The organism is Sphingomonas sp. P3_C6, assembly GCF_056402595.1.
Genome location: NZ_JBFUHB010000003.1, coordinates 234,030 through 255,467, shown reverse-complemented (window position 1 = coordinate 255,467; position 21,438 = coordinate 234,030). Strand labels below are relative to the sequence as shown.

Sequence of the window (21,438 nt, the reverse complement as noted above, 5' to 3'; positions counted from 1 at the left end):
GGGAAATGCAGCCGTTCGATCTGACGCTCGACAAGTTTCTCGACCATGCGGCCAAATGGCATCCCCGCCGCGAGGTGGTGACCGCGCGCGAGCATGGCGGGGTCGACCGGATCGGGTATGCCGATCTGAGGACACGCAGCCTGCTTGTGTCGTCGGTGCTCGCCGGGCTGGGCGTGGACAAGGGCGACCGGGTCGCCACGCTCGCCTGGAACAGCCAGGCCCATGTCGAAGCCTGGTATGCGATCATGGGCATGGGCGCGGTGTGCCACACGCTCAACCCGCGCCTGACCGGTGCGCAGCTTGCCGCGATGGTCGGGCAATCGGGTGCGCGCATCCTGATCGCCAGCGCCGACCTGATGCCGCTCGCCAGGCAGATCGTCGAGCGCGTGCCGTCGATCGACTGCGTGCTGGTCATCGATGGCCCTGCCGATGCCAGGGCCGGTGCGGCGCGTGTCCTCGCCCTGGAACCGCTGATCGCGGAAGCGGGCACCGACATCGTCTGGGGCGGTTTCGAGGAAACGGCGCCCTGCGGCCTGTGCTTCACGTCGGGCACGACGGGCGCACCGAAGGGCGTGACCTATACCCACCGATCGAGCTTCCTTCACACGCTGCGCCTGCTTCAGGCCGATGTGATGGCGATCTCCGGCAAGGACAGCGTGCTGGTGGTCGTGCCGATGTTCCATGCCAATGCCTGGGGCCTGCCCTTCGCGGTGCCCTCGGCCGGCGGCAAGCTGGTGCTGCCCGGCCGCCACGCCGACGGCGCGAGCCTGGCACGGCTGATCGTCGCCGAAGGCGTGACGGTCGCGGTGGGTGTACCGACCGTATGGCTCGGGCTGCTCGACCATCTCGAGGCGACCGGTGGCGAGGTGCCGACGCTGGAGCGCATCATCATGGGCGGCGCGCCCCTCGCCCCTGCGCTGATGGAGCGGATCGAGCGCAGGCTCGGCGTGACGGTCCAGACGAGCTGGGGCATGACCGAGCTGTCGCCGTCGGGCACCGTGTCCCTGCCGGGCGATCCGGCGCGATCGGCCGCCATGGCGGGCCGCCCGGCCATCGGGGTCGATCTGCTGCTGGTCGATGGCGACGGCGTCGCCCTGCCCCAGCAGCGCGGGCCCGAGGGGCATCTGCGCGTGCGCGGCGCGGCGGTGGTCGAGCGCTATTTCGGACAGGAGCAGAGCGCGACCGACGAAGACGGCTGGTTCGGCACGGGCGATCTCGCGCGGATCGACCTGGACGGCAATCTCATCATCACCGGGCGCGCCAAGGACCTGATCAAATCGGGCGGCGAATGGATCAACCCGGCTGAGATCGAGGCGGTGGTCGGCGCCCTGCCCGAGGTGTCGCTGGCAGCGGTGATCGGCCGGCAGGACGAGAAATGGGGCGAGCGCCCGATCCTGCTGGTCGAGATGCGCGACCATGAGGCGATCAGCGACGAGGCGCTGCTGGCGCCGCTGAAGGGCCGGGTCGCGCCCTGGTGGGTGCCCGATGCGATCATCCGCTTGCAGCACATGCCTCTGGCGTCCACCGGCAAGATCGACAAGATACGGTTGAGATCGGAATATGGCGTTTGAGCCGGAGCCAGGCCGCCGGCTGGCCCGACGCCGGCCGAGGCAAGACAGAAAGGCCCTCATTGCCCGAAGACGTTAAACCCCGCCGACGTTCCACCAAGGCGGAACAGCGCGCCGAGACGATGGAACAGATCCTCGACGCGGCCGAATATCTCTTCTCGCAGCATGGCCTGTACGGCGTGACGCTGAAGGATGTCGCCAAGCGGGTGGGCGTGCACCACACGCTGCTCAACTATTATTTCGAGGACAAGAAGAAGCTGTTCGACGCGGTGTTCGCCCGGCGCGCGGTGGTCACCAGCGAGCGGCGGATGAAAGCGCTCGACGAATATGACGCGGCGACGAACGGCAAGCCGGGCGTCGAGGGCGCGCTGCGCGCTTTCCTCGACACCGATCTCGACCTGTATATCGAGGGTGGCGAGGGCTGGAAGAATTACGCCGCGCTCGGCGCCCAGGTGGCCAACGCCCCCGAATGGGGGGCCGAGCTGATGGACGCGCATTTCGACCCCGTCGTGCTGCGCCTGATCGGCCTGCTGAAAAAGGCGCTGCCCGATTGCGCCGAAGCCGACATCTTCTGGGGCTATCACTTCGTCACCGGCGCGCTGATGCTGACGCTGGCGCGCACCGGGCGCATCGACAAGCTGTCGGGCGGCCTGTGCAAGTCGGACGATTTCATCGCGGTGAAGGACCGCATGGCGTCGTTCATGGCGGCCGGTTTTGGGGAATTGTGCCGGCAGCGTTCGGGCGGGAAGGCACAGTAGTCCCAGGTCCGATTTAACATCGCCTGCTGCCACATTATGGGTAGTGTCTCAGTTTGAATTTAGCGGCTAATGCCAGTCGGGGCCGTCATAGCCAGCGGGCGGCTCAATGTCCGCCCACCGCGCCGCGACCTCATGGCATGAGGATGCCATGTTCCTGCGAAGCCGATCAATCGCTACGGGCGCCTTGGTGATCTCACCACCGAACGGGTCGAATGACATGCAGAGCCGCGCCAGCGGCTCTGTCTGGGACGAGCTTTCTTGCAGGGCCCAATGGATCAGAGCAGCCACGTATTTCCTACGGTCCTCAATGTTCTTGCGAGCGTCCGGTGTGCTCGCCATCAAAAGGACACAGCCCCCGGAGAATAGCTGCCCATCCTTCCCTTCTTCGACGATGGGAGCGTCAAGTCGAACATTGACCCGTACGGTTGAGATTTTAACGGTGCTGTCCTGCGGGCCTGGGAGAAAGCGATATTTTCGGGATGCCGTCGTCGCGAATGTCTGTTTAAATGCAGCGATCGCCGCTTGGCACCGCTTAGCCTCTTCACGGTTGTATCCGTCCTCGCGCAGCTCTCTGGCAGCGAGGCGCGCGAGCATGTCGTCAAAATACGAAAGGTCGCCTGTGTTTGTGGATAGAAATTTACCAATTGCCGGTAGCGCTTGAGCGTATGCGATTACCGACACTTTCCGCGGGAATTTCGCTTTACGAATCACCGCTTCTCTCTGATTCGCGTTGGTTGTAGTGAGGTACTCGGCAAGATGATTGGCAGAGAAACGAGGGCTCCGGTGAAAGCCATAGTTGGGAGCGTCAAGCATGGATGATATCATCCTCAGGGCTGCAATTGATACCGAGACGACCCTATACATAACACCAATTGCCGCCGAAACATACGCGGAACACATTGAGCATGACAATCTCGGTGGCGGAAGCGGCTATTTCGTCCTTCGGGGACGCCGCACTGGTCTGAAAGAACACCTAGATATTTTGGCGAAGGCGCCGACGTTCGAGGCTGCTGGCGATCTTTTTGATATGATCGTCTCTGCGCGCAAGCGCGCCGCGATCTAAGCGGCGCGCTTCTTGTAAGGCACAGACGGGCATGGCCCGAGTCTTGGGTTTGTCCCCACGGGGGAACTCGTTTCCTAGTTTTATCGGGTCCCGCGCTATGGCCGGCTCCATCGGCGGCGACTTACGCGAAAAAATCGAGAATCCCCTTAAATTTCAATGGGGCTCCGGCGGCGGCGACACGCCGCGAACAACCGTCAATGGCTTTGATACTTCCCTGCTGATCGACATCTGCAATGCCATCATTGCCGCCGAAGCTACCGGGTCACTCAAGGCGGCGCGATACGCCAAATTATCCAGCAAGCGCATATCATTGTTGGAGCATCGGCCAAGAACGGCATCCGACAGCTTGTTTACGCTTTGGCTGGATATAGCCCTTCAACAGAAGAAATTATCGCGGCCTTTAATCTACAAATTCAAGAGGAGGTCAAGAAATACGAACCTCAATTTCCCAATGAACTTTATATGCACTGGCACCGTCTTTACGATATTCCGATACCGGATCGCAGCAAGCGTTGACATTTCAAGCATCTAATGGTGCGGCACATCTACCATCCACTAGCAAAAAGCAGCGGAAATATATTGACGCTTCTTCGCGCGAAAAAGGCGACTGGAGGAGCGCGTCAAACCAAACTTTTCCAGTTTCTCAATGAAGTCGGCGCGCGGGCGCTCAGAATGCATCTTGGCCGTGTCTTGGAAATGGCAGAGTCGTCCGAAAGCAGCGACGAATATGACGTAAAATCGCCGCGCGTTTTGGAGATCAGCGAGAGCTTGAACTTGTCATTCCGAAGGTGGCCCCACCGCTTAGCCGCCGCCTGAGCAATCTCGCGGCGGCGCTCCGGCGTCATGTTCGCCGCGCGCTTCTTGCCGCCGAGGCTACCAAGCTCGGCGGCAGCGCTTTTGACCGGGTCGCGCGTATCCTCGATCTCGCCAGTGGCAAACTTGCCGATCATCACCGCAAGGCCGATTGCGTCGGCGGGGCGCTTCTCTCCGCGTGGCCCCTTAGGCATTACTAATCACCCGGCCATCATAAGAAATCGTGGAGCTGGGCCATCGCGCCGCTTTCGTAGCGACCACATCTCTTGCCCTTCTCGATCGCCAACGCGAACGGCACCAACTTTCAATAACGCCATTCTCAAGTCGCCATCAGAAATTCCTGATAGAACTTTTCTTATATGGTCCAATGGTCGAGCATCCCATTTTTCGCTTTTTAGCATTTCAAGTAGAACTGCGTCGATCTGTTGGGTCAGTTGCATCTCCGATTTGGCCTTGTTGGATGCTAGCCGATACGAGAGAAACGCAATAGGCAAGGACGTGATCGTGGCCGAACCAGCACCTATTATGGCAGCGAGAATTGTCGTATCCATATTGCCTCCACGCGTTGCGCTAAGCATATAGGAAGCGGGCGGCAGATGCGATAGCCGATCCGTCAAAGTTCAAACTGAGACACTACCACATTATGCCAGCAGGAATTGCCCTTTGGCCATGATCGGATGAGCGGCCCCTGTCGCGCGCGCAACGCCTTCTCGACCTGATCCAGGTGTTACGCCGGCATCGTCGGGCCGTGACGGGTGCTGCGCTGGCTGACGAGCTCAACATCTCGCTGCGCACCCTGTATCGCGACATCGAGACGCTGAAGGCACAAGGCGCGCACATCGATGGCGAAGCGGGCGTGGGCTATGTGCTCCGCCCCGGCTTCATGCTGCCGCCGCTGATGTTCTCCGAGGAGGAAATCGAGGCGCTGGTGCTCGGCTCGCGCTGGGTTTCGGAACGGGCGGACGGGCTCCTGGGCAAGGCTGCGCGCAACGTGCTCGCCAAGATCGGCGCGGTGCTCCCCGACGACCTCAAGGACAGTATCGAAGCGTCGGGCCTGTTGATCGGATCGGGTGAGCCCATCGCTGCCGGTGACCCCGGACTTGCCACGATCCGGGCGGCAATCCGGTCCGAACGGAGGGCGCAGATCACCTATGCCGACGAACAGGGGATCGCCACCCAGCGGACCATCTGGCCCTTTGCGCTGGCCTTTTACGATCGCGTGCGGGTCGTCGTCGCATGGTGCGAGTTGCGCGAAGGCTATCGCCATTTCAGAACCGACCGCATCACCACGCTCGATGTGACGCCCCGGCGGTATCCGCGCCGACGTGCCGCACTGCTCAAGGAGTGGCGGGCGGTCCGGAATATCCCGGAGCAATGACCCCTGGCACGATGACTCCGGGCATGATGACTACTGACATAAACTGACAGCATGCCTTTGTAGACGTCTCCCACCGGCCGGCGACCTTACGCCCCGCCGATCCAGGAGATCCTCAATGCCCGATTTCAGCTTCCTGCTGCTGCACGTCGAAGATTCCGCAGCCAGCGCTGCGTTCTACCATGAGCTGCTGGGCTTGCCCGTCCTCGATCAGAGACCAGGCTTCGCCATGTTGCCGCTAAGAGACGGCGTCACGCTGGGCCTGTGGGGCCGCGAGACGGTCGAGCCGACAAGCTCAGGCCAACCCGGTGCGAGCGAGATCGCCTTTGCGGTCGCCGACGCGGACACGGTCGAGGCGACGCACGCCGACTGGGAGCGACGCGGCCTCAAGATTCTTCAGACTCCAACCCGAATGGGCTTCGGCATGACGTTCGTCGCGCTCGATCCCGATGGTCATCGGCTGCGTGTGTTCGCACCCGGCGCCGCATAAAAAGCAATCGCCCTTTGGCGGCCGAACCAGCCGGTTCGGCCGCCAAAGGCGGTGGAGGCGCCCCTACCGAAGAGGCGTCTATATATGTGCTTGACCCAATCATCTGACCAGCCATCATCCGCCCATCAACGGGAGGGTGCGATGATAAAGCTACCGAAAAGACTGCCCTACGAAATCTTAGTTCTTGCCGCGCTAGCGCTCGGAAGCTGCGATGGGCCAGGATTGTCCGAAAAGCAGCGCGAAGAAGTGTCTGACATCGCGAGTGGTGAGGTTGGAGACAGTGACGCGCTGGTATCCGTGCGCAGCCGATTGGAGGCGATCGAGCAGCGCCTGAATATGTGAAAAGGGCCTGGAGTTTCCTCCCGACCCTTCCAAGGCCTAACCTCACTTTTTCTCACGGCGCAGACTTACCGCGAGCAGGCGCGCCAAGCTGAGATGACTCAGGGTAATTCGGGGACACTATACAAAAATATCTTCAGCGCTCTCGGCGAAATCAATCTGCCAAGGACAGTTAAGTATAGTGTCCCCGAATCTCCGGCAGCGTTCGGGCGGGAAGGCGAGCTAGTGGCGAAAATCACACGGTTGGGACCCGCTCGGGAATGACATGAATCGACCAAAATGCGCCGTTGGATGGCCAAGCATTCGAAGGCTGCTTCCGCCGAAAACCTGCCGTTCGCACGATCCTTCGCCTGCCGACAGCAACGCGACGCAACATCAGTAATTTCGGTTCGCTGCAGGAAAGCCTCAAAGGCTGCCGTCTGCGAAATGCGTGTCCAATTTACACTCGTTCGTTTAGTAATTCTGGACAACGCCGTTTACGCTGGTTTGAGGCGAAATATTGTCGCGAGGGCAGACAGCTGCGGAATTGGGTCTGACGCCAGATATTGCGGGCTGGGTAGGCGCGTTCGTTTTGCGGCGGGGACGGCCCGGGTATATGGGGCCTGCGCGCCTTATACGGTCAGAGGTCCCCCTTCGCACATGTTCATTAGATACGGGGCGTGCGATGGGTGATGTACAGTGTTGCGGAGCGATGAGAGGCTGAGCCGACTGATTGAGTTCACTGGTCACGTTATTGATTATAGCCGCCTTGCCATCGAGCTTGTCTTTCTCAAATTTCTCATTGTGTTCAGCGAACAACCAATACCATAGCGCTGCTATGATGACGAGTGCCGCCAGTACCTTTGTGATGATAAATGTTAACTCGCCTCTCTTTACGCGATTCCATTCGTACTTTAGTAGCTCTTTGGAGGCGTTAAGGAAGTCAAGTTCAATTGGCCTTATGTTGGCAGGCGTCATATTACTATCGTTAGCAGTTAGCTGCTGAAATCGCTTCATGCAGGCCAGCGCCGCCTTTGACCGGCTCTCGTCGGGATTAACCCGCAGCGTTATAGCGAAGCTTGCTTGGTTTAGCTGCGAGTAAAGCGGAGCAAGCGCCTTAACCTTTTCTGCGTGATCCTTGTATGTCACCCCCACGGCGTCGGCGATGGCGTTGAAGCTCGCCAGATAAGCCGTGATCTCGGACCTAAGCGCATCCACCCAAGCCTGGCGAAACTCGGAAGTTTTCTGCTCCTTGCTGATAATGAGGCCGAGGAATGACACGACACCAGCGATGAGCGCGGCACCTACGGCCCCAATGCTGATGTCCCCGCCCATTCAAATGTCCGCGCCTTAGCCCTTACCCCTTGACCGACAGTAGTTTAGCACGGAGGCTGTGCGGGAAGATAGTAGATGAGTGGGGGCCAATGCCTGCGATCGTACCTTATCGCTTAAAGCTGACTGGCGATCTTGCTGACGATCATCAGTTTGAGGGCTATGATGGTTACATGGCGCTTGCTGGGTTCGCTTGGACCCTGTCGCTGGTCGCCAACTATGCCGACTCCGGCAAGATAAGGCAGCGGGGCGAGTTCGATGGCAGGCACGCCGTTCGAGCCAAGGCCCCAGAGGAAGGCAGCGTCATCGCTGACTTCTTCGTCAATTTGACAAATAATCCTGCTGACGTGTTTGGCTCCGTGGCTGGAGGTGCGGCCAGCGGTAGCTTCCTCGACGCGCTAGTCCGGCGAGTTATCAATAAAAACCTAGGGCAGACCGCCGATGACGAAGCTCTAGCCCGGCTCCTCGCTAATCGGGCACGAACAGGTGATGTCGAGGCCCTGGTTGCAATAACAGAAGCCCCCATCCGCCAAGCCCACAGCGTTATCGGGTCTGGGGCCGAAGAGATGTTGATCTCTGGTGGTATAAACATAAATCCCATAGCGACCTTCGATGAGTCAACCAAGGAATATGTCAAGCAGAACGTTGAGGATAATCGCGAGATAACGAAATCCTTCAGCGTTTCAGCATTCAATGCCAACTCCGGATATGGAAGTGTTTTTGATCGTGATCATGGTCACGTCATACCCTTTAGTATGAAGCGCGATAAGCTGAGGCAATTTAGGCAGGTATTCTCATGGGGCTTGGACCAATACTCAAACCGAACTGGCGGTAAGGTTAGTGCGACGTTTACTCGAATTCTCGCGATGGACGGCCGACCGAAGCGATACGTTATCCACCGTGCCGAAAGGGCTGCCACTTAGGTGCAGTCACTATTACAAAGGAAAGTGCCAGCCGTGACATTGCGCAGAAAGTTTCCCTTGTTTTAGATGGTTGTGAATACCCGATGCGATCCCCCTCGGTTCCACCAATTCGCGTGTTTTGCATATGTTGATGAAGATTCTACGCGACCTTCCAACATCCGCTTTTGAAGCAGTTCATCTGTAAGCAGACTGGCAGAATCCGGTCCAATTTCTGTTGTTTCGCAGTCCCGTGCGGGCGAAGCCACATGTCCGCTTCTGTCCAGACCTGCCGTTCGACGAACCGCGGAGGAATGGCAGCAATGTCCCACCTTTGGTCATTTGGCGCAGCACGTAACCGGGTACCAAGGGTCAGGCGAGAACCACTAGGCAGAAGAGAGCGCGCGACCGCCGGAGGCTCCGATCAACTGCCTGTGTCCGGTCAGCCTGCAGGGCAAACGGCGTGACGCGGCAGACGCCAGTCCTGCCGAAGCAGCGCGACCGCCACCTGCCACGCGTGATCCCGCCGCTCGTTGGCGTGCATCACTTCGGGCGGTGCCGGGCAATCGGGCCGGACGCCGCGGCCATGCGGCTGGCCAGCCCATGCCATGCGGAACTGCAGTAGCGGTATGGCAAGCTTCATCCTGCTGTTGGGGAGTTCGAGGTTCCAGCGATAGCCACTGGTGTTCCCTTCGTCGGCGCCGCCGACCTCCTCCCCGACGAACACCGCCCGATCTGTATGACGGAGCATGGATGCGAGCTCGGCCCCGCCCGAAAAGGTATTGCCACCCGCGAGAACGACGAGGCGACCGCGGAAGATCGGGGCGAACGACGTCCATCGTGACATCAGGCCATGCGGCGGCGTGTTGCGCCGCGTCCAGCGGCCGCCCCTTATAGGGCGTTGCTGGTCCTTGTCGTCGTCATCGAATACGTCGGTCTCGAAGCGCTGTCCGCTAAGGCTGGTCACGGCGATGTGCCGGGCTCGCGCCTCGACTGCGGCATATTTACGCAGCGGCTTTTCGACGAGATAGGAGAACAGGATGCTCTCATTGGGCTCCGAGCCGCCTCCGTTCTCGCGCAGGTCGAGGATCAGGTCCCTGGCACCGTGCCGCTCGATTTCCGCGAAGACGGCGTGGATCGCGTCGGGAAAGGTCGCCCCCACCCCACGCATCCGGGCGTTGCTGAAGCTCGGGACGTTCAAATAGGCGGTGCGATCGTCGAGCCATTCGAGCGTCGGCAATGGCGGCGGATCATCGCTTTCCGGCGGCCGTGCGAGGCGCGGCACCGCCATGAGGTCGCGCTCGACCCGCCCGGCGGGGCCGTCGAGTACGACATGGAAGCGCGATTGCACTCCTCGCAAACGATACAGGATCGTGGCGAAGCCACGTCCCGAGACATCGCGCATCGTGCCGGTGCGGATAACGCCGTCATGCGGGGTCACGGCCGCCATCTCTTCCAACAGATCCGCGTCGCTGACGCCATCGACCGAAACCAGCCGCGTGCCCTTTGCAATATCCGCCGCCGCGCCATAGCCAGCGAGGACGAAGGCGCCCTTTTCAGTCCAAAGCAGGTCCAGCGGGAAGCGCGGCGCGTTCCGGTAATGCTGGCTCATGGCATCGCTGAGCTGGACCCCGAGATGGCCTTCTCCGATCCGGCCGAGGAGCGGACGCAGGACACGCCACAGAGCCTCGCTGTCGATGACGCCTGCGGCGCCAACGCGCGCGTTGGCCTTTGCCGCCGCCCATGCGTGGCGACTTTGATGCCAGTAGATGTTCGGCATGGCCGCCTCGACCGCAGCGATGGCGAGTTCCAGATCCTCTCGCGCGCCAGCCGGGGTCAGCGCGATGGCGACCGGCCTGGGTGTATCGGCAACAACGGGCACCGCGGCCAGCATGGAAACGGCAGCGAGGAGCCAGCGTCCCCACCCGCGAATTGTCATCATTGTGAAAGCCCGATAAGCAAAATACTGCCTGAATCGTTGGAGGCAATATTTTGCCTAGTCAAGTCACGCCTTCTTTCCTCACGCATGTCGCGGCAAATGTGCGCGCGCGCCGTATGGCTGCGGGCCTGAGCCAGAAGGCTTTGGCCGATGCCTCCGGCGTCAGCCTGCGCATGGTCGGGGGAATCGAAAATGGGGCGACCAGCGTCAGCACGGCAACGCTCGACCGGATCGGAGTCGCCCTGAATGCCACGCTCGCCGAACTCGTCGCTGACCCGTCGGCACCCCGTAGTGCCCGGATCGACCGGCTCGGCTGGAGTGGCGACAAGGGTGGCGAAGGGGTGTTGCGGTGGAGCATCGATACGCGGCGCGAAGTCGAGCTATGGGAATGGCGACTGGAGCCGGGCGAACGCTATCAGGCGGCGGCCGACCCGGTCGGATGGCACGTGATGATCTTCGTCGTCGAAGGCCGGCTGGCCCTCGAACTTGAAACGGAGACGATCGAGATAAGCGCGGCGAGCCATGTTTTCGACAGTGCCCAGACGCACGCATTCGCCAATTTTGGAACGGAGGCGGTTCGTTTCTTCCGTTGCACCGCATGGTAGCGGGGCCCTGATCATTGCCATGGGAGCTAGCCAGAATAATATTCGCTATCTTGTGAGTGAATAATATTCACGATATTCCGCCCGGCAAGATCAACCAGAGGGGATGTCGAATGTCAGTGATGGGACGCGTCGCGATCGTAACGGGCTCGGGCGGCGGATTGGGGCGCGAGCATGCGCTGTTCCTCGCGCGCCAGGGCGCGAAGCTGGTGGTCAATGATCTTGGCCTGGACGCGGCCGGGCGGGTCGCCGCCGAGATCGTCGAGGCCGGGGGCGAGGCGATCGCCGTTGCCGGATCGGTGACCGACGAGGCCGCCGTCGCTGCGATGGTCGCCACCGTGATGGCGCGCTGGGGCCGGATCGACATTCTCGTCAACAATGCCGGCATCCTGCGCGACAAGAGCTTCGCCAAGATGAGCATCGACGATTTCCGGCTGGTGGTGGACGTGCACCTGATGGGCGCCGCGATCTGCAGCAAGGCGGTGTGGGAGATCATGCGCGAGCAGCGGTACGGCCGGATCGTGATGACCACCTCCTCGTCCGGGCTGTACGGCAATTTCGGCCAGGCCAATTACGGTGCGGCCAAGATGGCGCTGGTCGGGCTGATGCAGACCCTGGCGATCGAGGGCGAGAAATACGGCATCCGGGCGAACTGCCTCGCCCCCACCGCCGCGACCCAGATGACGCACGGCGTGCTGGCCGAGGCGAGTCTCGACCTGCTCGACCCCGCGCTGGTGAGCCCCGGCCTGCTGGCGCTGACTGGAGAAGACGCCCCGACCCGCGCGATCCTCTGTGCCGGTGCCGGCCATTTCGCACGAGCGAGCGTGACCCTGTCGGACGGCCATTATGTCGGTGCCGGCGCCGATGCCGGCGAGCAGGTCATTGCGCATTGGGACGACATCTCGGACCGGGCCGGCGAGATCGTCCCGGACTATGGTTTCACGCAGGCCGAACGCGAATTGGCCAATGCCGGGTTCGTCATGGAGTCGGTCGCCATCAGGGGGTGACGCGCGCCATACCCGCGCGGGTGCGAAACGGCTGTCCATGCGTTCCGCACCCACCATCCCGTCGGCCCGACGGGATGCGACCGGGAGAAAAGCGTGCGCAATCTCGATTTCAGCTCGTGGCAGAGCCTCGCGGCCACGCTGTTCGGCCTTGCCATCGTCACGCTGATCKGCGTCGGCATCCGGCTGGTGATGATGATCACCATCCAGCAGCGCCGCGAACGGATGAACCGCCAGATCAACGAGCGCCTGCGCACGCTGATCGCCGCCTACAAGACGCTGGGCGGGTCGTTCACCGGGACCCTGACCGTCGATCCGCGTCACCTGCGCGATCTGCAGCACCCGACCGAAACCCCGGCAGTCGCAGGGCTCGACCTGAGCCCCGAGCGTGCCGCCGGGTCGGATCGCACCCGGCGGATCAGGGACGCGGTCGAGGCATCATTGTCGGACATCATCCTGCTCGGCACCGAGGAGCATGTCCGGCTGGCGGAACGCGCCGCCCGCGAACTGGTCGCCGGGCGTCCGGTTCACACGCATGACCTGGTGGTGTCGCTCCGCAGCTTCATCCGCGAGGCGCTCGATCTCGACCCGATCCCGCCCGGCCTGGAGATTCCGGTCCAGGGCCCGGCCCGCCCGTCAGGCTCCGGCGGCGGCAGGGGCGAGCGTGGTGGAAAGGGCGATGGTGGCGGCAGTGGCGGCGGCGGTGGTGGCGGCGGGATGGGAATGGGCGGTATCGGTGGTGGCATGAGTGCCGGGGACGACGAGCCCTCGCCCTCCGGCCACCGCGCCTAGTTCCGGCCGCGCTGTTCCAGCGCCCGTTCCCAGGCGAGCGCGTCCTTCACGATCGTATCGAGATCGTCGAGCGCCGGTTTCCAGTCGAGCGTGGCGAGGATCGCGCGGTTGTCGGCGATCAGCTCCGCCGGGTCGCCCGCTCGCCGGCCTTCCAGGCGACGCTCGATCTTCATGTTCGTGACCCGGTCGACCGCGTCCAGCACCTGCTGGACCGAGAAGCCGCGGCCATAGCCTGCATTGAGGAAGTGGCTGCGGGCGGGCTCCGCGACCAGCAGGGCGAGCGCCGCGACATGGGCGGCGGCGAGATCGCTGACATGAATATAGTCGCGCACGCCGGTGCCGTCCGGCGTGTCGAAATCGGTGCCGAACACCGACACGGCGGCGCGCTTGCCCGTCGCGGCCTCGACCGCGACCTTGATGAGATGGGTGGCGCCCGCGGTCGACTGGCCGCTGCGGCCCTTCGGATCGGCACCGGCGACGTTGAAATAGCGCAGCGCCGCGAAGTTGATCGGGTGCGCCGCGGCGACATCGCGCAGCATCGCCTCGGTCATCAGCTTCGACATGCCATAGGGGTTGATCGGCACCTGCGGATCATTCTCCGCCACCGGCACCTTTTCGGGCGTGCCATAAGTCGCGGCGGTAGAGGAGAAGATGAAGTGGCGCACGCCGCAGACCACCGCGCTCTCGATCAGCGCGCGGCTGGCGGCGGTGTTGTTGCGATAATATTTGAGCGGATCGGTGACCGATTCAGGTACCACTACCGAGCCGGCGAAATGCATGATCGCCTGCACGTCATGCTCGCGCATCGCGGCACGGACCGGGCCGTCATCCTCGATGCTCGCCTTGACCAGCACGGCACGCGGATCGACCGCCCAGTCGAAACCGGTGACGAGATTGTCGATCACGACAACGCGGTATCCTGCATCGAGCAACGCCAGCACCGCATGGCTGCCGATATAGCCCGCTCCCCCCGTTACCAGCACCGACCCGTCCAGCATCGCCATCTCCCTGAAGCCGCCAACGCGTTAGGGCCTGCACCCGGCCTCCGCAACATGAGGAGATCGGATGCAGGCCCTTTCGTGCGACCCGGCTATGTCGGTCCTGTTCGGGCTCAGCAGCGGGCTAGAAAATCCTCCATCGCGTCATAGGCGGTGGACGTCAGGCGGAGATAGGAACGGCGGCCGTCATAAGGATCTGCCTCGCGCACGACGAGGGAGCGCTCGATCAGCAGCTTTACCCAGCGCAGGCCGGTCGACATCGGCTTGCCCGAGCCGATCGCGGCGCTCGTCACCGAGACGCGCTTGCCGCTTGCCTGGGCAATGTAGAGATCGAGCATCAGGTCCCAGCCCGGATCGCCGAACAACTCGTTGCCGAGCACCTCGTCCCGCATGCGGCGTTGAGTATGGATGTGGCGGGCCTTTTCGATCAGCGCGAATTCAGCGCGCAGGCCGACCCGCATATGAGCGACTGGCAATTCCTGGATCAGCATAGTTGTTCCCCCGCTCCCCGGCGATACGCCAACTATAAGGAACAATGCGGGAATCCATGTGATGCCAAAGTCGGAACACCGTGTTCCACGGTGTCTCGTGCCGCGTCGATACCCGGCAGCCGGGCCGCGGGCGGAATGCGCCATGAAAACAACGGAAATTGGAGGTAATAATCGGCGGATTTCCGCCCTTTATTAAATATCGGCGTGCTGAATGCCGATACAGGGCGGTTTCACCCCCACCAGCCGGGATCGGTGGAACACCTCGGGTGGAACACCCCTGGAGCAATGTGGAACACCTTCGGGGGCCATTTGGAACACTATGGCAGGTTGGTGTTCCACAGGTTCCGATCCGGCCCTGACGACCCGCCCGCGACGTGCGGACGGGCCGGAGTCGCGACTTACCTGGCGATGCGGGTGACGCGGCCGACGCTGGTATCGCCTGCCCACATGTTGTTCTGCTTGTCGAACACCCAATAGCTCGCTTCGATGAACTGGCCCTTGCCGATGCCCATGCCGTTGCCGGCCGCACCGACGACCTTGCCCGTCTTGCGGTCGAGCTTGAGGAACTGGCCGTCCTGGCCGCTGGCCATCCAGGGTTCGCCGTTGCGGTCGAACTGGATCGCGCAGACCAAATTCTCGGTCGGGATCTGGCGCAGATACTGGCCCTGGCTGTTGAAGATCACGATCCGATAATCCTCGCGGTCGCCCACCCAGACATCGCCGGTCTTGGGATCGACGCCCAGGCCATGCGCGTTCTGGAACTTGCCGCGGCCGACGACATGACCGAACCACTGGCCGATATAGTTGCCGGCCTTGTCGAGATGCAGGACGCGCGCCGCGCCGATATTGTTGGTGGGATCGTCCGAATCGACCACGTTCGGACTTTCATTGCCATGGCCTTGCGCGATGTACATGTCGCCATTGGGGCCGAACGCGATCATCACCGGCTCCCACAACAGGCGCTGGCCCTTGGTCTCGTCCCAGTCGCCGGGGTGACCGGAACTGCCGATGGTCTGGAGCAGCTTGCCGTCCGGGCCGACCTTCTTCACTGTCGCATTGGCGGTATCGATGACATAGACATTGTCCTCGGCATCGATGGCCATGCCATGCGCCTTGTCGGCATGGCCGATCACCGCGTCACCGACCGTCATGGTCAGCTTGCCAGCGGGCGAATAGCGCATCAGCTGCGGACTGCCGGCGGGCTTACGCTGGAACACCCAGAGATTGTTCTTCGAATCCAGCGCGACCGCCGGAACCCCGCCGATGCCGGCCGGAAGCTGGATCGGATAGGAGAAGTCGTAGCCGAGCTTCTGATCCCACTGGACGCGCTGAAGCTCGCCGCGCTGGATGCCGGTGCGGCTCTGGCAGGTGGTCGAATGGCGGCAGCCCTGGATCGTGTTGGGGCGCGCGCCGGCGGCGAAGGGCGCTCCTTCCGGCCGCGGCAATATCGTCACCACGCCATTCGCATCGACCGAGGTGCGGCCGCCGGGATCGGGGAAGGAACCCTGCAGCACCCAGCCAGGCGTCGTCCCGTCGGCCGGGCCCCTGGTCGGCGGCACGGTCTGCGCAAACGCACCCGTGACGAGCAGGATGGCGCCGAGCGTCGCGCCGGCGATCACGGGCAGTGTAGGTCGGATCATTGCATTCTCCCGGGGGTAGATCTTATCGTTGAACAAAGCGCTGGCGACTGACGGCGTCGGTCTGCGATTTCCGCGCGAGGGGGCGTCGCCTCGGGCGTGACCTGAACCACGCCGCCGCGGACCAGGAGGTCGCCGTCAAAAGAAGGGGTGAGGAGGCGCAGATAGCAGGCCGCCATGGATTCTTGCCATTTCCAGTCTCCCCGTCGAGTGTTGTCCGGGCCATTTTTAGCCTCGTATCCGGTGGTAGATTCCCCACATTCTTCGCGCACTAGCGTCGCATATGGTGGATGCTTCAGACTACCACCGGCAGCACGCGCCATAATGCATACAGAAAATGATAGATGCATGCATCTTCACAAACAGCAAATCTGTCAATAGATTCGTCACCGATTCATCAGTGGATTTCGCGCGGCACATGAGCAAAAAACGGGGCCGCCCCATCAGGGCGACCCCATAGGGAGCATCCGAGACCCCACCGTCTCAGACGGGCATTTTCCGCTTGGTGAATTCGCGGCCCATGATGGCGACATCCTCGCCGCCCTGCCCCGCCGCCACGACCATGCAGCCATCCTTGATCTGCTGGACCACGTTATTGTGGCCCGGCTCGGTCTCGGCCGCGTTGAGGAACATCACCTTGTTCTTCTTGCATTCGGCCAGCACCCTGGCGCGGACCGCCTCCATGTTCGGCAGCGCCGACACATCGGAGACGACCTTGCCGGCGGCGTCGCGGATCACCGGGTGGCCGGACAGGCCGCCATCCTCCACACCATGATAGCCGTTGAGCCAGAGATTATGGTCGCCCGGCCCCCATTCGGCCATCGCCATGCCGGGGATCGCCAGGGTCTGCGCGACGGTCTTGTCGGCATAGGTATCCTCGATCTTCACGCCGAAGATCAGCTCGCCGCGCGGGTTGAGCGGCCAGAGATCGGCGATGTGCTGATAGGTGCCGCCCGACACGCCCCAGATGTCGGCCGCATAGCTGGCGCTGTTGCCGCGCAGGCCCTGCATCGGCACCCGCGGCGTGTTGGGATAATCGCGAAACGGGTAGCGCGCGCCCATATGCATATAGGTCTCGATCGCCTTGGGGTCGCGCGCATGGCAGATATGGATGCCCATCACGCCGGTGCAGAGCAGCTGCTCGATCACCCAGGTGTTGGCGCGGGCATAGGGCTCATCCAGGCCGATGACCGGCGGCGAGACGAACACGGTGGGGAAGCGGTGGCCGGATTTGGTGCCGCCGCCATCCTTCAGGCCGCGCATGAACTCGCGCAGTTCCTTCAGGTCGAAACAGCCATGTTCCATTTCATAGCTGATCGCGTCCGCCCAGGTCTTGCACATCTTCCTGCCCTGTTCGTACGGATCGACGTTCGGGCCGACGCCGGCGCCGGTATAGTAGATCGGCTGGCCGTCCTCCCACAGCTCGATGCACTTGTTCAGCCGGCGCGGCTTGTAGTTCGGATCGACCGACGATGGCTGCTTGCCGGTGTTGATCGGGCGGGCGGCGCGAGTCTGCGCCGCGGCCTGGGTCGCGGCGATGCCGACACCGACGGCCGCCCCGGCCATCAGGAGTTCGCGCTTGTTGATCTCCATGAGCTATCCCCTTTTTTCCGCTGGAGGTGGATCGGAAAGGCCGTGTCCAGCAACGCGGCCCTTTACGGCCCGGTCAGAAATTCGCCCGGAAGCCGACCGAGACCAGCCGCCCGAGCAGGTTCGAGGTGAAGCCGTTGAAGCCCCAGGCGCCGACGCCGCCTGCCCCGGTGGTGTTGCCATTGTAGAAAGGCGGCTGGCGGTCGAAGAGGTTCTTCACGTCGACATAGACCTGGCTGCCGTTCAGGAAGCTGCCCTTGAATTCATAGGCGGCGTGCAGATCGACGCTGAAGTCCGGCTTCACATGATCGCCGCCGCCGGTCGGATTGCCGTTGGAGCCGAGCGTCACCGGCCTGACCGAGGTCTGGATCCAGTTGCGATAGGCGCCGGTGTAATTGCCGAAAAGGTCGATCGAGAAGGCGTCCTTCTCCCAGCTCAATTGCCCGCGGCCCTTGGTCTGGATCGACGGGAACTGGGAGTTGTAGCCGGAGGTGTTGAGGATGCTGAACGCCTGGTCGCCGAAATCCTGCATGAAGCGGGTGAAATAGGTGATCGACCCGCCGACCGTGAAGGTGCCGAGGCTTGCCGTCGGCATGCGGTACTGGAACTGGGCGTCGATGCCCTGGACGTTGAGGTTGAGCACATTGCCGACGTCGCGGTTGATGAGGAAATAGACCGTCGACGGCAGGGTCGCGGCGGTGGTCGCGCCGTTCGCGACGTTGGTGAAGGTGCGGATCTGGTCGGCGGTGCAGGCGGTCGGGCAGATCGTCAGGCGATCGCGCAGCGCGGCCGAATTGATGATGAGCGGCTGTGCCGGCGAGGCGACGCCGCCCTTGAACACATTCGCCCAATAGGTGACGTTCATGGTGAAGCCGGGGATGAAATCCGGATTCAGGTCGAGACCGACCGACCAGCTCGATCCGGTCTGCGGCACCACCCCGGCAAAGCCGGCGCCGAGCGACCGGTCCAGCCCCTCGCGCCCGGTATTCGCGCCGACGCGGCAGGTGACCGTCGCCGTCTCGCAGCCCGGCAGCTGCTTCACCTCTGGATAGGCAGCGACCGGCACGTCGAGCACGGCGCTGGCGCCGGTACCGGTCGCCCCGCGCAGATAACCCTGGCGCGCATCGCCGATCTGGTTAAGCGGCGGCGCCACGAAGGATTCCGCCCAGTTGCCGCGAATCTTGATCCAGTCGTTGATCTGCCAGTTGGCCGCGACCTTCGGGTTCGTGGTCGATCCGAAATCGCTATAATGGTCGATACGGCCCGAGATGCTCAGGTCGAACTTCTTGACCAGCGGGATGTCCATGTCCTCGCCGACCACGGGCACATAGACTTCCACATAGCCCGACTTCACGTTGCGCGGGCCCAGGTTCATGATGAAGTTGGTGTAGCCGGTGCCCGAGCTGTTCGGGTTCAGGCCGTACACGTCCTGGGTGACGTGCATATATTCCCCGCCGACGGCCGCGCGGACTGCACCACCCGGCAGATCGAACAGCTCGCCCTGCGCCTCCAGCTTGAGCTGGTACATGTTGTTCTGGTGTTCGTTGTTGGTGTTGTTCGTATAGAGATATTGCCACACCGACGCCGCCGTGCGGTTGTTGCCCAGGCCGTTCCACACATCGAGGGCGTTCGCCGCCGTCAGCGCCTGGCTGGTCGTACCGGTCTGGCCCGGCTGGGGCAGGACGGTCGAGATCGAGCCGTTCAGCGCCGGCGATCCGTTGAGCGCAAGCGTGGCGCAGGTGCTGCAGAAAGTGTTCCTGCCGCGCTGATAGCTGTTGGACCGGGCAAGCGCGCCGCTGGCCGTGATCGACCATTTGTCGGTGACCTTATAATCGATCACCCCGGTCGTGTAGAAGGTAGTGTTCTGGTAGTTGTTGGTCCCGTAATTCCCGTCGGGCGTCAGCGCGAGCCAGTTGACCAGTTCCTGGGTGAAGCCCGTTCCCGGCGGCGCGCGGAAGAAGGGATTGATCTGGGTGCCCTTGCCCGATCCGGCACCATAGGTCTGCGCCCCCGTCAGCGTGCCGGGCGTACCGGTCGAGAAATGCTGCAGATGGTTGTACACGAACTTGCCGGTGAAGGTGATGCGGTTGCCCAGTTCCTGGTTGACCACCACCAGCACCCCCTCGCGCTGGACGCCCGGCACGGCGCTGCCATAGATCGAGGTGTTGCACATGCCGTTCAGCGCCTGGTTGTTCGGCAGGGTCGAGGTGGCGTCGGCGCTCGGATAGATCACGGTCGCCGACGAGCTGGCGCGGACGGTCGCGGGTGAGCAATTATAGGTGTTGGTGTTGCTGCCGCCGATGTCGCGATAGTCGCCGCGGCTCAGGAACGAGCGTTTGTCGCTGGTGATTTCCTGCTGCTTCAGGAACTGGCCGGCGATGTACACGCCGCCCGTATCCCATTTCGTGCCCCAGATGCCGTTGAGGTCATAGCTGCGATAATCGTCGGCGAAGCCGACCCGGCCATTGACCTGAAGCCCCTCGAACGTCTTGCGCGTGATGAAGTTGACCACGCCGGCGACGGCGTCCGAGCCGTAGATCGAGGACGCGCCGTCGGCCAATACCTCGACCCGCTGCAACGCCGGCGTCGGAATGATGTTCGGATCGGTCTGCGCATATTGCAGGCCGCCACCGGGCATGCGCAGCCCGTCGATCAACGCCAGCGTGGTGTTGCTGCCGCTGCCCGCGAGGCTGTGGATCTGCGGCGCGTAATAGGAATAGGAGCTCTGCGCCTGCGGCGTCGAGCCGGCGGTGGTGATCGCGGGAACGGTGTTGACCAGTTCCGAGGTCGAGATGGCCGCCGTCTTTTCGAGCGCCTCCTGCCCGACCGAAACGAGGTTCGACCCTACCGGGGCCACGCCGCGGATCGCCGAGCCGGTGACCACGATGTCCTCGCCCGGATTGGCCATATCCTGCTCGGCCGGCAGTTCCTGGCCCGATCCGGCAGAGGCCGTCACCTGCCCGCCCGGCGCGGGTTGGGCATTGGGGCTGGCCGTCATCCGCGCGTCCTGCGCCTGGGCCGCCGAAGCGACGGCGAACATGGCCGCAAGCGCGATCGTCGAGCCGCTCATCCTGAGCGAGGGCAACATCTTGGTCACTGTATCTTCTCCCCTTTTTGATTCTTGTGGGTCGATGATGCGATCAGGACGCTCCGGCACAGCGGCGCGCGGCAAGGAGTGCGACATGGGAAGTGTCGTGGATGATCGGTGCAGCGTCGCGGCTCTCCGAGTCCCGGCAAGCGGGCACGAGGCTCCGGCAACGGGTCGCGATGCGAATCCCGATCAAGGCATTCTCCCCTTTTATGTCGCCGCGGCTTTTGCCGTTGACGTCGCTGGCACCGGTCTTCCCGCCGCCCGCCCGTCACCCGAGTCCGGGTAACGGTGTATTTGGATACAATTCCTGTCGTTGAATACAAGATGATATTTCATGCTGCATTGCGACGTAAAAAATGTGATCTATTTGGTGCGCGCCAGTCCCGGAAGTTCGGGCCGCGCGCATGCCCGGCTAGAGAGTGGCGGCGTTACAACCGATCTGATCGTTTTTCCCAAGGTTAAAGCGCGGCTTATCCAGGTTCATTTGAGCTGGTCGCCGGGCGCCGGGCACGCGGCCCTCGCCCCATGACGAGGCTCAATACTGGATACACTGTGATGTTCTGCACGCAAGAAAAGCAACGGCGCATCCAGCCGCTTACAAGCCACACCAGGCGCGACGTTTGGGCGACCGGTAGGGCGAGCATATGTATTGTACTGTCGATAATTGTATGCAAATTC

General features: G+C 62.6%; 21 protein-coding genes. 11 read left to right on the top strand and 10 right to left on the bottom strand.

All coding sequences use genetic code 11. The features are described 5' to 3' along the window. Positions 1 to 5: 5 nt before the first annotated feature. Positions 6 to 1,571 carry an AMP-binding protein gene (locus tag AC1DT7_RS06130; protein ID WP_478034991.1) on the top strand — a complete coding sequence of 522 codons (1,566 nt, stop codon included), beginning with the start codon at positions 6 to 8 and terminating at the stop codon, positions 1,569 to 1,571. Between the two features lie 59 nt (positions 1,572 to 1,630). Further along, the gene (locus AC1DT7_RS06125) at positions 1,631 to 2,326 is read left to right on the top strand and encodes a TetR/AcrR family transcriptional regulator (protein ID WP_478034928.1); all 696 of its coding nucleotides are present in this window, start codon (positions 1,631 to 1,633) and stop codon (positions 2,324 to 2,326) included. 66 nt (positions 2,327 to 2,392) lie between these two features. Here AC1DT7_RS06125 and AC1DT7_RS06120 read toward each other — a convergent pair whose 3' ends face one another. Beyond that, positions 2,393 to 3,139 (bottom strand): hypothetical protein, encoded by a 747-nt coding sequence (locus AC1DT7_RS06120; protein WP_478034927.1) that lies wholly within the window; start codon positions 3,137 to 3,139, stop codon positions 2,393 to 2,395. Between AC1DT7_RS06120 and AC1DT7_RS06115 the strand changes: the two genes are divergently transcribed. Together AC1DT7_RS06115 and AC1DT7_RS06110 are read left to right on the top strand one after the other, a co-directional pair. Then, on the top strand, positions 3,138 to 3,389 hold the full coding sequence (locus AC1DT7_RS06115) for a hypothetical protein (protein WP_478034926.1): 252 nt from the start codon (positions 3,138 to 3,140) through the stop codon (positions 3,387 to 3,389). The two genes, AC1DT7_RS06120 and AC1DT7_RS06115, sit on opposite strands and share 2 nt — an antisense overlap. Before the next feature lie 97 nt (positions 3,390 to 3,486). Then, on the top strand, positions 3,487 to 3,921 hold the full coding sequence (locus AC1DT7_RS06110) for a hypothetical protein (protein ID WP_478034924.1): 435 nt from the start codon (positions 3,487 to 3,489) through the stop codon (positions 3,919 to 3,921). A gap of 88 nt (positions 3,922 to 4,009) precedes the next feature. Here the strand turns inward: AC1DT7_RS06110 and AC1DT7_RS06105 are convergent, their stop codons facing one another. Both AC1DT7_RS06105 and AC1DT7_RS06100 read right to left on the bottom strand, forming a co-directional pair. After that, a complete protein-coding gene (locus tag AC1DT7_RS06105) occupies positions 4,010 to 4,339 on the bottom strand; it encodes a hypothetical protein (protein WP_478034922.1) in 330 nt (109 codons plus the stop codon). Between the two features lie 63 nt (positions 4,340 to 4,402). Next, the gene (locus AC1DT7_RS06100) at positions 4,403 to 4,753 is read right to left on the bottom strand and encodes a hypothetical protein (RefSeq protein WP_478034921.1); all 351 of its coding nucleotides are present in this window, start codon (positions 4,751 to 4,753) and stop codon (positions 4,403 to 4,405) included. 137 nt (positions 4,754 to 4,890) lie between these two features. Between AC1DT7_RS06100 and AC1DT7_RS06095 the strand changes: the two genes are divergently transcribed. The 3 genes from AC1DT7_RS06095 (at position 4,891) to AC1DT7_RS06085 (ending at position 6,409) form a co-directional block, all read left to right on the top strand. Then, on the top strand, positions 4,891 to 5,580 hold the full coding sequence (locus tag AC1DT7_RS06095; RefSeq protein WP_478034990.1) for a helix-turn-helix transcriptional regulator: 690 nt from the start codon (positions 4,891 to 4,893) through the stop codon (positions 5,578 to 5,580). A 115-nt stretch (positions 5,581 to 5,695) separates the two neighbouring features. Then, positions 5,696 to 6,067 (top strand): VOC family protein, encoded by a 372-nt coding sequence (locus tag AC1DT7_RS06090; RefSeq protein WP_478034919.1) that lies wholly within the window; start codon positions 5,696 to 5,698, stop codon positions 6,065 to 6,067. A gap of 141 nt (positions 6,068 to 6,208) precedes the next feature. Then, on the top strand, positions 6,209 to 6,409 hold the full coding sequence (locus AC1DT7_RS06085) for a hypothetical protein (protein ID WP_478034917.1): 201 nt from the start codon (positions 6,209 to 6,211) through the stop codon (positions 6,407 to 6,409). A gap of 450 nt (positions 6,410 to 6,859) precedes the next feature. On the opposite strand, the gene AC1DT7_RS06080 is transcribed toward AC1DT7_RS06085, so the two are convergent. Continuing rightward, complete coding sequence (locus AC1DT7_RS06080; RefSeq protein WP_478034916.1) at positions 6,860 to 7,720, bottom strand: hypothetical protein; 861 nt, start codon at positions 7,718 to 7,720, stop codon at positions 6,860 to 6,862. Positions 7,721 to 7,809: 89 nt separating this feature from the next. On the opposite strand from AC1DT7_RS06080, the gene AC1DT7_RS06075 reads away from it, so the two are divergent. Continuing rightward, positions 7,810 to 8,640: a DUF7946 domain-containing protein gene (locus AC1DT7_RS06075; RefSeq protein WP_478034915.1), complete on the top strand. Its 831-nt coding sequence runs from the start codon at positions 7,810 to 7,812 to the stop codon at positions 8,638 to 8,640. Between the two features lie 418 nt (positions 8,641 to 9,058). Here the strand turns inward: AC1DT7_RS06075 and AC1DT7_RS06070 are convergent, their stop codons facing one another. Further along, a complete protein-coding gene (locus tag AC1DT7_RS06070; protein WP_478034914.1) occupies positions 9,059 to 10,558 on the bottom strand; it encodes a S41 family peptidase in 1,500 nt (499 codons plus the stop codon). Positions 10,559 to 10,656: 98 nt separating this feature from the next. Between AC1DT7_RS06070 and AC1DT7_RS06065 the strand changes: the two genes are divergently transcribed. The 3 genes from AC1DT7_RS06065 to AC1DT7_RS06055 all read left to right on the top strand — a co-directional run bounded on the left by AC1DT7_RS06065 (position 10,657) and on the right by AC1DT7_RS06055 (position 12,953). After that, positions 10,657 to 11,160 carry a helix-turn-helix domain-containing protein gene (locus AC1DT7_RS06065; RefSeq protein WP_478034989.1) on the top strand — a complete coding sequence of 168 codons (504 nt, stop codon included), beginning with the start codon at positions 10,657 to 10,659 and terminating at the stop codon, positions 11,158 to 11,160. A 110-nt stretch (positions 11,161 to 11,270) separates the two neighbouring features. Beyond that, the gene (locus AC1DT7_RS06060; protein WP_478034913.1) at positions 11,271 to 12,164 is read left to right on the top strand and encodes an SDR family NAD(P)-dependent oxidoreductase; all 894 of its coding nucleotides are present in this window, start codon (positions 11,271 to 11,273) and stop codon (positions 12,162 to 12,164) included. Between the two features lie 93 nt (positions 12,165 to 12,257). Then, positions 12,258 to 12,953 carry a hypothetical protein gene (locus tag AC1DT7_RS06055; RefSeq protein WP_478034912.1) on the top strand — a complete coding sequence of 232 codons (696 nt, stop codon included), beginning with the start codon at positions 12,258 to 12,260 and terminating at the stop codon, positions 12,951 to 12,953. Here the strand turns inward: AC1DT7_RS06055 and galE are convergent. From galE to AC1DT7_RS06030, 5 genes are all read right to left on the bottom strand, one after another. Beyond that, on the bottom strand, positions 12,950 to 13,951 hold the full coding sequence (gene galE, locus AC1DT7_RS06050; protein ID WP_478034911.1) for a UDP-glucose 4-epimerase GalE: 1,002 nt from the start codon (positions 13,949 to 13,951) through the stop codon (positions 12,950 to 12,952). The two genes, AC1DT7_RS06055 and galE, sit on opposite strands and share 4 nt — an antisense overlap. A 113-nt stretch (positions 13,952 to 14,064) precedes the next feature. Beyond that, on the bottom strand, positions 14,065 to 14,442 hold the full coding sequence (locus AC1DT7_RS06045) for a hypothetical protein (RefSeq protein WP_478034910.1): 378 nt from the start codon (positions 14,440 to 14,442) through the stop codon (positions 14,065 to 14,067). A 398-nt stretch (positions 14,443 to 14,840) separates the two neighbouring features. After that, positions 14,841 to 16,082, bottom strand: coding sequence for an NHL repeat-containing protein (locus AC1DT7_RS06040; RefSeq protein ID WP_478034909.1), 1,242 nt, complete (start codon positions 16,080 to 16,082; stop codon positions 14,841 to 14,843). A gap of 480 nt (positions 16,083 to 16,562) precedes the next feature. Beyond that, on the bottom strand, positions 16,563 to 17,672 hold the full coding sequence (locus AC1DT7_RS06035; RefSeq protein WP_478034908.1) for a hypothetical protein: 1,110 nt from the start codon (positions 17,670 to 17,672) through the stop codon (positions 16,563 to 16,565). A 73-nt stretch (positions 17,673 to 17,745) separates the two neighbouring features. Next, a complete protein-coding gene (locus AC1DT7_RS06030) occupies positions 17,746 to 20,757 on the bottom strand; it encodes a TonB-dependent receptor domain-containing protein (protein WP_478034987.1) in 3,012 nt (1,003 codons plus the stop codon). Between the last annotated feature and the right edge of the window lie 681 nt (positions 20,758 to 21,438).